Origin of the sequence: Pedobacter sp. HMWF019, from assembly GCF_003061025.1 — a bacterium.
Classification (GTDB): domain Bacteria; phylum Bacteroidota; class Bacteroidia; order Sphingobacteriales; family Sphingobacteriaceae; genus Pedobacter.
On the sequence record NZ_QAIL01000152.1, the window covers coordinates 1 to 8368 of the forward strand.

Here is an 8368-nt window from a genome sequence, read left to right on the forward strand (position 1 = left end):
CTCCTTATTACAATTTTTAATAATACGCTCTCCGCTTTTTTCGTAAAAACAATTGAGAAATATGCTCTATTGTAATATATTCCTATAATAATCTTCAGAATTGATTCTTAAATGCTATTTTAGGGCTTACAAGTACATTCTTATACTTTGTGAATTTAAGCGCTTAATCAATTTTAATGGAATTTTCCGAATCAATAGATCTTATCACAACAGGACAGGATTTGCTGAATCTGATAGAGCAGGACGGCAAAGAAGCCTTTACTGCTTTCTATTCCAATAATTTTCAGAAATTGATCATCATCTCAGACAGATATGTAAAGAATGTACATGTTGCTGAAGAGATTGTCCAGGATATGTTTGTGAAGATCTGGGAAGAGAAGGAACTGCTCTTGAATGTAAACGCTGTAAAACCTTATTTGTACCGGAGTGTTGTTAATGCTTCGATTAATTTTGTAAACAGGCAAAAGAACATAGAGAAACATCATTTAAAAATTGCAGAAAACTTAAGCAATGAAGATATTGATTTGCTTGATGAACAAAATGAACTTCTTGTTTTGTTGTATAAGGAGATAGAGTTATTGCCTGAGAAGTGTCAGGAGGTATTTAAATTGAGCCGTCTGGAAGGGCTTAAATATCGTGAGATTGCTATTCAGCTAAATATCTCCGAAAGAACTGTTGAAAATCATATGGGACATGCGCTTCGTACCTTGCGGGCCAGGGTATTGTTGAAAGCAAAACGGAATGATGGTATCACCAGGTTTAAATATTTTTCTCTTTTGATGCTGTTCTTGTATTGAATTCAACTGTTTTAAGAAATTTGAAATTTTTTTGAAAAAGGACTAGGGGTTTTTGAGGGGATTATTTGTCTTCCTTAAAAACACGAGAACTTGCAAGACAATTTGAACCATCAGAATATCATTCTGAACCATCTTAACGATCCGGAAAATGAAACGCTAATTCAACAGGTTAGTGAGTTCAGAGCGCAGTCTGAAGAAAATGAGCTTTATTTTAAGCAGATTGAAAGAATATGGGAGGCATCTGCCAATTTGAAACCCCTCTTTGAGCTTAATTCCTCAGCATCAGTTCATAAATTAAACTCCCGTTTAATCTCTCCTGCTTTACCAAAGACTAAATACAATTATCTGTGGCTAAGAACTGCAGCGGCAATTGTGCTGGTGTCGGCTTTGTCGGTTTGGATTTATTCTGAAAAATTCTCAGTTCAAGAGTTGGTAAAAGAAACAACTAATCAAGTGGACTCTGTTTTGTTGAGTGATGGTTCAAAGATCATATTGGCTAAAAACAGTGCGGTAAAATTTCCTGATCGTTTTAACGGAAAAACAAGAGAGATTTCTTTGTTGAGTGGTGAAGCCTTTTTTAAAATACACAGAGATCCTAAACATCCATTTCATGTGGCCATTGGCCATTCTAAAGTAAGTGTCTTGGGTACGTCTTTTAATATTAATTATTCTAAAATTAAGATTAATGTGTCTGTTAAAACCGGAAAAGTAAGTTTTCTGCCTAACAGCGTAAGCCGGCCATCTATTCTGATCGCCGGGCAAGCCATTTCTTATAACCTCAAGGAAAATACGGTGGAAAAATTGGATGGAGCTAATGCGAATGCCTGGTTAACAAGAGAACTTCATTTTGTAGATATGCCGCTAAACAAGGTCTGTGAAGAGTTGAGTGCCTATTACGGGGTGAAAATTGTGTTGCAGGAAACTATCCATACGGCAAAAAAATTCAACGCCAATTTTAAAGAAAGCAGTCTTGAAGAAGTGTTAACCGTGCTTAATGAAACCTATAAAATACAAATCAATAAGAGTGATAGCCTGATCACGATTAAAAGTAAATAACAAATCAACTAAACCAATTCAATTACCAATTATGGAGAAAAACTACAAAAGAACCATGCGAAGATTGAAATATGGCTTAACAGTAATGTTTTGCTGTTCAATCTTCTGTGTTTCGCTGGCCAGAGCAGAAAATATACAGCGCACTGGCTTTAAAATGGAAAGACTGGATAGCTATTTGAAAAAGATTGAGCTCGCGTATAAGGTGAGTTTTGTCTATGATGCTACACAAATCAACAAGGATATGAGTATTGAGGCACCACAAAAACTGGTGTCTATCAATTCAGATCTTGAGCCTTTGAAAGCCAAAGGAATCAACTATAATATTGTTGGAAAACAAGTTATTTTAAAGAAAGCCCCCGTACCTGCGGTAGCGATGCAGGATATCATTATAAAGGGGATAGTCCGTTCAAAAAGTGCAGCCGGAAAAATTGACCTTTTGCCTGGAGCAAGTATTCGGGAGAAGCATGTGGCCAATGGAACTTCCACCAACGGAGAAGGTGAATTTCAGATTAAGGTTAAAGATGGGGCCACGCTTATCATCACGGCAATTGGCTACAAAACTGAGGAAATTGTTGTAGGGGGCAGAACTTTAATCAATGTAACTTTGGATGAAGATATTGGCCAGCTTAAAGAAGTGACCATCTCGACCGGTTATCAAAACCTGAATAAAAAGTTATTTACAGGTGCTGCGACGCAGGTAAAAGCGATAGACGCTCAAAGGAGTGGTATTCCAGACGTCAGCCGTATGCTGGAGGGACAGGTAGCGGGTGTTTCTGTACAGAACGTATCTGGTACATTTGGCGCTGCGCCTAAGCTGCGCATCAGGGGGGCAACCTCGTTAAATGGTGACAATAAACCACTTTGGGTGGTAGATGGGATTGTCCTGGAAGATATTGTAAATGTTTCTAATGAGCAGCTGTCAACCGGAGATGCGAATACACTGATTGGATCCTCTGTAGCTGGGTTGAACTCTGATGATATAGAAAGTTTTGAGATTTTGAGAGATGCTTCTGCCACAGCGATGTATGGAGCAAGAGCGATGAATGGGGTAGTTGTGGTAACGACAAAGAAAGGCAGGAACACGAGTGGTAAACCTGCGGTGTCTTATACCGGTAATTTTACCACCTTTTTAAAGCCCAATTATAACCAATTTGACATCATGAATTCTGGGGACCAGATGCAGGTATACCTGGACATGCAGAATAAAGGCTGGCTGAACCATCCGAAAGTTTCCCAATTAGAGAACGGAGGGGTGTATCGTAAGATGTACGACTTAATGTATGATTATGATCCGGTAACCGGACAGTTTGCATTAAGAAATGATGCGCCTTCACGCCTGACATTTTTAAATCGCTATGCCAATGCGAATACGGATTGGTTTGACGTATTGTTCCGGAACTCTTTGATGCAGGATCATTCCTTAAGCATCACTTCTGGTACGGAAAAGGCCAAAATCTATGCTTCAACAAGTTTTCTGAATGACAGCGGCTGGACAGTAGGAGATGGTGTGAAACGTTTTACAGGGAATATCCGCGGTACTTTCGATCTTTCGGACAGACTGCAGGTGGAACTGATCACCACAGGATCTATTCGCGACCAGCGCAGTCCGGGTACAGTGAACAAAAACGACAACGTCGTTACCGGAAAGGTTCAGCGTGATTTTGATATCAACCCTTTTAATTATGCTCTGAATACCAGCCGCACATTGACCCCTTATGATGCAAATGGCAACCGGGAATACTTTATCCAGAATTATACGCCCTTTAACATTTTACAGGAGCTGGAAAACAACTACATAAAAACCACTGTAATTGACATGAAAGTGCAGGCCGGTTTGAATTATAAAATCCTGGATGGACTTAAATATTCATTTGACGGGGCATACAGATATCTGAAATCAGACCGGGAACATTCCATTACAGAGTATTCCAATGCTGCGAACGCCTACCGGGCTTATGGGAATGCAAATATTATTGATAACAACAGGTTCTTGTATAAAAATCCGGCCAAACCAGGGTCTCTGCCGTCTATTGTTCTTCCAAATGGCGGATTCTATAATACGACCTATGATGGTTTGGTGAATTATTACATGAGGCACTCCCTGGAATACAACAAAATTTTCAAACAGGATCATTACTTTAATGCTTTTGGTTCGGTAGAGTTAAGATCTATTGACAGACAAAACAGATTCAACAACGGTGTCGGTTATCAGTTTGACAGTGGAGGTATCCCTTTTATTGACCCGGATTATTATAAGCAAGCTATAGAAGCTAATAGTTATCCTTATGGGATGACCTATAAGTATGAGCGGTATTTGTCTTATATGCTTCGCGCTGCTTATTCTTACAAAGGCAAATACAGTATTAACGCAACCGGACGTTATGACGGTTCAAACCTTTTGGGACAGTCTTCAACCGCGAGATGGCTGCCAACCTGGAACATCTCCGGTGCATGGAACATGCATGAAGAGGATTTCTTCAAACAGCAAAATATTCTGAGTAGAACAACCATCCGGGCTACTTATGGTTTAACCGGAAGTACGGCAAATGCAACCAACTCAACCATGATCTTGAGGAACCAAACCACCAGAAGAACAGATGCGGTAGATAAAGAATCAGCCATCTATATTGAAAGTCTGGAAAACAGTCAGTTAACCTGGGAGAAACAATATGAAACCAATTTGGGATTTGATCTTGGATTTCTTAGAGACAGGATCACTTTATCCGTTGATTTATACAAACGTAATGGTTATGATCTGATTGGTCTTTTCCCTACTTCAGGTATTGGAGGGCAGATTTTAAAGAATGCGAATTATGCGGATATGAAATCCAAAGGGATAGAGCTGACCTTAAATGCTAAAATTATCAATGGAGATAAATTTAAATGGAGTACGAATCTGAATTTTGGGTATAACAAGAGTGAAATCACCAATCTGGAATATGATCCGATCATTTTTAACCTGGTTACCCCAAATGGAGGACCGAGACTTGGTTATCCTCAAAGAGCATTGTTCTCTATCGTATTTGATGGCTTAGAACATACTACGGGATTACCAACTTTTATCAATGAGAACGGAGTAGGTAAGAGTCAGGGTATAGATTTTCAAAGTACCAATCTGGCACATTTGAAATATGAGGGTCAGGTAGATCCAAAGCTAACCGGTGGTTTTAACAACAGATTTAGCTATAAGGATTTTACCTTATCTGCACTGGTTACTTTTAGTATGGGCAATAAAGTACGTTTAAATCCAAATTTTAGCGATACCTATTCTGATCTTACTGCAACTTCAAATGATTTCCTGAGACGCTGGACAATGCCAGGGGATGAACTTAAAACCAATATTCCTGCCATTGCGGATGCTCTAATTGCCAGTCAGCTGAGCTCATCCAATAACCCTTACAATGCCTATAACTACTCTACAGAGCGTATAGCTGACGGAGGCTTTGCACGGCTAAAACAAGTTATGCTGATGTATCAGTTACCTCTGTCATGGGCAAAAAGGATCGGTGCAACCAATGCGTCTGTAGGCTTGGTTGGAAATAATGTTTGGTTGATCTATTCAGATAGTCGTTTGAATGGACAAGATCCTGAATTCTTTGGCGCAGGTGGTGTAGCAATGCCAATCCCGCGTCAATATTCTTTATCGTTAAAACTTGGATTCTAGAATACAATATCATGAAAAATAAGATATATATATACATCGCTTTAACTGCTCTGGGGATCTCTGCATCGGGGTGCAAGAAATTTCTGGAACACACGCCTGATTTGCGTACGCAGTTAAACTCAACAGAAAAAGTTGCACAATTGCTCACCTCGGCGTATCCGAAAGGAACTTATTTAGATTTTACCGAACTCTCTTCAGACAATGTGGAGGATAAGGGCCCGCGTTCTGATTACCGAACCTTGAGTACAGCAGTTTCCTGGGAGCGGAATTATTTCTGGCAGGACTTTGTTTCTGGTTCTGAAGAAATTTCAGGAACGACAGATTTTTATTGGAGCTCTGCTTATTTGGCTATTGCTTCGGCCAATACGGCTTTACAATACATAGAGAATAATCCTATTGATGCAAAATTAAGAGCTTACAAAGGTGAAGCTTTGGTGGCTCGAGCTTATGCTCATTTTATGCTGGTGAACCTGTATGCCAGGACTTATGTGCCAAACGGAACAAACAATTCACCAGGCATTCCTTTTCTGACGGCTCCGGAGACTGTGGTTTCAGGTAAATACAGCAGGGAGACTGTTGCAGAAACCTATGCTAAGATTGAGAAGGATCTGACTGATGGAATGCCATTAATAGACAATTCGGTATATAAAGCGGCACCAAAGTATCATTTCACATTGAATGCAGTAAATGCTTTCGCTGCTAGGTTCTATTTGTTTAAAGGAGATTTTGCTAAATCCATTATGTACGCTGGCAAAGTATTGACCACTCCGGACCAGATCAAGCCGATGTTAAGACCCTGGAATACGACGTATCAAAATGCTGCTTTTGATGCTTTTAACATCATGTTTACGCAATCCTCCCAAAATTCAAATTTATTGATGGGAGAAGCCAATTCTGTATGGGCGAGAAGTCATTATATCAGATATGGTTTTGGAAGAGCAACTGCCGCTGCTACGGTAAGTGCGGCGAATGTAACTGGAGGGGAATTTGCTTATCGCGGAACAGGACCATTCATTGAACCATTCTTTACGGCTTACAAATTTAAAGAGCTGTTTTTTGAAAGTAAAATCGGTTCAGGTTTTGGGGATCCATATATCATGGTACCCCTGTTTACTGTTGATGAATTATTGATGAACAGAGCAGAAGCTTATACTTCCAGTAACCAGTTTGATTTAGCTTTGCAGGATATCAATACTTTCCTGAGCACCAGGATAAAAAACTATAATCCAGCAGCGCATACGGTCACTTTGGCCAGAATTGCTAGTTTTTATAACATCACAGATCCAAAAGAAGGTTTGATCAAAACCATCCTTGAGCTGAAAAGAGCAGAGTTTATTTCTGAAGGAATCAGGTGGTTTGATTTAAACAGACATGGTTTAACAATCAGACATTCTATGCTGGATGCAAATGGAAAAACAACTTTTATTGAACTTGGAAAAGATGATCCAAGGAGATTATTTCAATTGCCTGAAGCAGCAGTGAAAGCTGGTTTAACGCTTAATCCTAGATAAAGAAAGAAGATGAAAAAGATATTTTTATATGCATTGATATTAGGCACAGGTCTGATGTCCTGCAAGAAAGAAAAAGCACTGGATGTAGATCTCAATAAATCTAATTTGGATAGTTATAAAGATAATGATACAGACAAATGGCTGAAAGCAAATTTCCTGGATGTGTACAACATGGAGGTGATGTATCGTTTTGACCGTTTCCAGATTGATCTTGATAAAGATGCGGTTCCGGTTATCGAAGCAAAGGTAATCCCAATGATGGAAGCATTCCGTTCGGTTTATATCACGCCTTATCTGAACATTGCAGGGAAAAACTTCTTCATGCCAATTGTGCCTAAGGAAGTGGCTTTGTTTGGAAGTGCTCAGTATAGGACCGAAGATCACACCAGGTTATTAGGAACAGCTGATGCAGGAAGACAGATCAATCTCTTTGAAGTGAATAACTTTGATCCGGACAATTTTGATGATTTTCTGGAGAAATTCCACACCATTCACCATGAGTTTACCCACATTCTAAATCAGAATATCCCTGTGCCTCCGGGTTATGAAGAAGTTTCAAATAATTATGTTGGTGCGCAGTGGATACAGCGGACAACAGCAGAAGCAAAAAGCCTGGGTTTTATTACACCTTATTCCAGGATGAATAAAAATGAAGACTTTGCAGAGATGACCGCCACTTTACTGGTTGAAGGACAGGATTATTTTGATATTTATGTGAACACTGCAAATGCAGATGGTGCCACAAAATTAAGGGCCAAAGAGCGGATTATCGTGGATTACTTTAAATCCAGTTTTGGCATGGACTTTCGGGCCCTGCAAGCTGAAGTGAAGAAGGCAATTGCTGGATTAACCACCGGATCAATTTTTTCTGCTGCAGAACTTTTTGCGGGCGGAATATATAAAGGGGTGAGTATAGATAAGTCTGCGGCTAACCAATCGGCAGCTTTTATTACAGCTTTTGATGCAGCTGTAGCTGCGTCCCCTATACCTCTTTCGCCACAATTTGAATTGGTGTTTGCAGATGCAACCAGGGTAAACAGAACTGATCTGATTCTCAAATTTAAAGGTGGGGGCTACGATTTTTGGTTTAATCTAAAAGCAACCTATACGGGTAGCAATGTGAAATTTGTGCTTTCTGATTCAGGAACGAGCACCCCATACGCAAATGGGAATGTGATTAAGACACCAGTTAAGCCGTTACTCGATTATTTTACAACTAAAACCTTTAAAATCGATTGGATCGAAAGTATAATACCAAATTCTAAAGATAAACAACTGGGTTTTATAGATACATCAAACAATAAACTTGGTTTTTATGGGGCAGTTAGCCGGTATTAAAA

General features: G+C 39.5%; 5 protein-coding genes. All 5 read left to right on the forward strand.

What is annotated here, in order from left to right; genetic code table 11:
• Nucleotides 1-176 precede the first annotated feature (176 nt).
• The 5 genes from DBR11_RS09730 to DBR11_RS09750 all read left to right on the forward strand — a co-directional run bounded on the left by DBR11_RS09730 (nt 177) and on the right by DBR11_RS09750 (nt 8366).
• The gene (locus DBR11_RS09730) at nt 177-797 is read left to right on the forward strand and encodes an RNA polymerase sigma-70 factor (RefSeq protein WP_108552052.1); all 621 of its coding nucleotides are present in this window, start codon (nt 177-179) and stop codon (nt 795-797) included.
• Between the two features lie 90 nt (nt 798-887).
• Nucleotides 888-1853: a FecR family protein gene (locus tag DBR11_RS09735; RefSeq protein WP_108552054.1), complete on the forward strand. Its 966-nt coding sequence runs from the start codon at nt 888-890 to the stop codon at nt 1851-1853.
• 31 nt (nt 1854-1884) lie between these two features.
• Nucleotides 1885-5517 (forward strand): SusC/RagA family TonB-linked outer membrane protein, encoded by a 3633-nt coding sequence (locus DBR11_RS09740; RefSeq protein WP_108552056.1) that lies wholly within the window; start codon nt 1885-1887, stop codon nt 5515-5517.
• An 11-nt stretch (nt 5518-5528) separates the two neighbouring features.
• Nucleotides 5529-7028 (forward strand): RagB/SusD family nutrient uptake outer membrane protein, encoded by a 1500-nt coding sequence (locus DBR11_RS09745; protein WP_108552058.1) that lies wholly within the window; start codon nt 5529-5531, stop codon nt 7026-7028.
• Between the two features lie 9 nt (nt 7029-7037).
• Nucleotides 7038-8366 carry a substrate import-associated zinc metallohydrolase lipoprotein gene (locus DBR11_RS09750; protein WP_108552060.1) on the forward strand — a complete coding sequence of 443 codons (1329 nt, stop codon included), beginning with the start codon at nt 7038-7040 and terminating at the stop codon, nt 8364-8366.
• Nucleotides 8367-8368 lie beyond the last annotated feature (2 nt).